At 64.6% G+C, this 2,443-nt stretch carries 1 protein-coding gene and 2 pseudogenes; 2 read left to right on the top strand and 1 reads right to left on the bottom strand.

Features of this window, described 5'->3' with window-relative positions:
• Nucleotides 1–224 precede the first annotated feature (224 nt).
• Nucleotides 225–1,360: pseudogene (locus SKC42_RS27300) on the bottom strand (IS3 family transposase); the annotation flags it as partial.
• 62 nt (nt 1,361–1,422) lie between these two features.
• On the opposite strand from SKC42_RS27300, the gene SKC42_RS27295 reads away from it, so the two are divergent.
• Nucleotides 1,423–1,605: an IS3 family transposase gene (locus SKC42_RS27295; protein WP_330967349.1), complete on the top strand. Its 183-nt coding sequence runs from the start codon at nt 1,423–1,425 to the stop codon at nt 1,603–1,605.
• A 288-nt stretch (nt 1,606–1,893) separates the two neighbouring features.
• A pseudogene (locus tag SKC42_RS27290) lies at nt 1,894–2,443 on the top strand (IS1380 family transposase); the annotation flags it as partial.

Below are 2,443 nucleotides of genomic sequence, written 5' to 3'. Positions count from 1 at the left end.
GCCGGCGCCGCCGCCGGCATGGTTGATGCCGTGCGCGCACCCGTCGAGGCTCATACCCCGCCGCCCCACCTGCGCCCCACCACCGCAGTAGGCCGCATCGCTTAACACCACAACGGGTGCCACACCACGCGCACGGCACCCCGGCCACAGCAACTGGTGCGTCCAGCTGAATCGCCCCGGGTTTGATGCCCACCGGTTATTGGTGTGCAGCCTCTGGTTGGGCTGGCGGTGAGCAGTTCGACGTCGGTGAGGCGGTGCAGGGTTCCTCGTCGGAACGGTGAGTCGTCGCGGATGGCTTCGGTTCTTGTATAGCCCTATTGTCGTCTCAGCCAGGGCGTTGTCGAAGGCACCCCGACCGTGGCGATGGAGGCCACCAACCCGGACAGCGCGAGGGTTTCCCCGAACCGCGCGGAGGTGTATTGCCTGCATCGCCGTGATGAATAGTTTTGCCCAACAATGGGTTACCTTCATTTTCGCGGAGTTGTGCGGCATGGCGGATCGCTTGGCGGACGAACCGGTCCTGCTTGCTGGCTGAGCAGGTCCATCCCACGATCCGGCCCGCGTAGGCATCGATGGCAAACGCGGTGTAGGCAAACGCCCCACTGGGCAGGCGGACGTAGGTGAAGTCCGCTACCAGCGGCACGTTGGGGGCGGGCACCCGGAACTGGCGGTTGACCAGATCGGCTGCCCGCGCTGCGGCCGGATCAGCGATCGTGGTGCGGACCTTCTTGCGACGGGTGACCCCGCGCCAGCCGTTGGCCCGCATGAGGCGCTCCACGGTGCAGCGGGCCACCGCGATGCCCTGGCGTTGCAGGTGAGCCCACATTTTGGTAGCGCCATACAGCGTTGCGGCGGCCGTGCACGTCGGGATCGTAGTAGCCGGCCAGGACCTCGGTGATGACCGTGTCCCACAAGGCCCGCGCTGATGGGGGTCGAGTCAGCCAGGCGTAGAAGGTTCTCGGGGCGATCATGACGCCGTGCTCGGTGAGCACGCGGCAGATCGGAGAGACCCCGAACCGAGCGCGATGCTCGGCGATGAACGCACAGATCAGCGGTGTCGCGGGTCGCTCTCCCGCGCGAAGAAACTTGTTGCCGCTTTGAGGATTTCGATGGTTTCCTCAAGTTCACGATTCTTGCGTTTGAGCTCCTTGTTCTCCCGCGCGACATCGGTGGACGCTCCGTCGCGCAGGCCGGTGTAGCCCCCGGCCTGGTTGACTCACCGGCGCAGCGATTCGTAAGACACTCCCAACCGCTTGGCCACCGCGGTGAGGCAGGCCGTACGGGTGTCGTACTCCTCGGCATGGTCGGTGGCCAACCGCACCGCCCGGGCCTTGAACTCGTCGTCGTACTTCCTCGGCATGATGCGAACAACCTTCCCTCGAAAGAAGGTGCGCATCAAACCCGGGGCGATTCAGGGCACGAATGCAGGTCGAGTTGCTCAACACCCGCAAATGGGCCACCCCCATCGAGTTGGCCGCTGCCATGGCCGATTACATCGACAACTTCTATAACGTCGAACGCCGTCACAGCTACGTCGGTAACATCAGCCCCACAGAGTTCGAAACGCTCTGGACATCCACCTACTCGATCCCCCAACTCGCATGATCGTGGCTCGAAACGGCGGGAAGGACCAAAGGGCCCCAACAGGCCACTGGACAACCACCGTGGCGGTCAATCTCAACCCGCCACAAAGCGGTCATTTCCAAGCCGACGTTGAGATTACAGACCGACTCCGTAATGCCGGTCATGGCCGTCGGGGTGCCATCCACCTAGCCCGGATTTTTCGCGAATTGTTGCGAGTTTCGGGGTGTAGATATGCGAAAGTTCCAGTCCTGCAAGGAATAATTGGACTTCTCTAGGGTTCAATCGTTCCAGCTGGAAGGCACCTTGCAGGTGAAGAATATCGCGGTCGCGTCGCGGGTGAAAGTGGCGGTCGATGGCCATGGTGTCGTGTCGCATGCCGGGATGGCCATGGTGCGGGAATTCGCCGACCCGACGGGGTTATCGGCGCATGTCGCAGTGTTGGCGGACACCTACAAAGGTCCGTGGGTGTATGCACCGGGGGAGGTGTTCGCTGATTTGGCGGCCGCGGTCGCTGACGGGGCGGACTGCATCGATGGCGTCGGTCAACTGTGCGGCGACCGTGAGCATGTCTTGGGTGCGAAAGCTTCGACGACCACGATGTGGCGGCTGGTCGATGAACGCATCGATGCCGCACACCTGCCCGGGGTGGGTGCGGCCCGCGCTGTGTCGCGGGCGGCAGCCTGGGCCGCGGGAGCTCGGACTGCTGCGCACCGGTCGCGCCGGCTCCAACACCGCAGCCGACCACATCACCGTCCTGGCGCAGGCGTTGGCGTCGCTGCCTGCGGCGTGGCGGCCTGACCCCGAGCACCGCGGTGATCCCGGCAAGCCGGCGGTGCTGGTGCGCTGCGATACCGCCGGG

The sequence above is a fragment of the Mycobacterium sp. 050134 genome (genome assembly GCF_036409085.1).
Classification (GTDB): Bacteria; Actinomycetota; Actinomycetes; order Mycobacteriales; family Mycobacteriaceae; genus Mycobacterium.
The sequence above is the reverse complement of the archived record's forward strand: the minus strand, read 5'-3'. Positions and strand labels throughout refer to the sequence as shown.

Bases quoted from the DNA above. Each gene is read 5' to 3' on its own strand.
- SKC42_RS27295 (WP_330967349.1), top strand. From the start codon at position 1,423: ATGCAGGTCGAGTTGCTCAACACCCGCAAATGGGCCACCCCCATCGAG.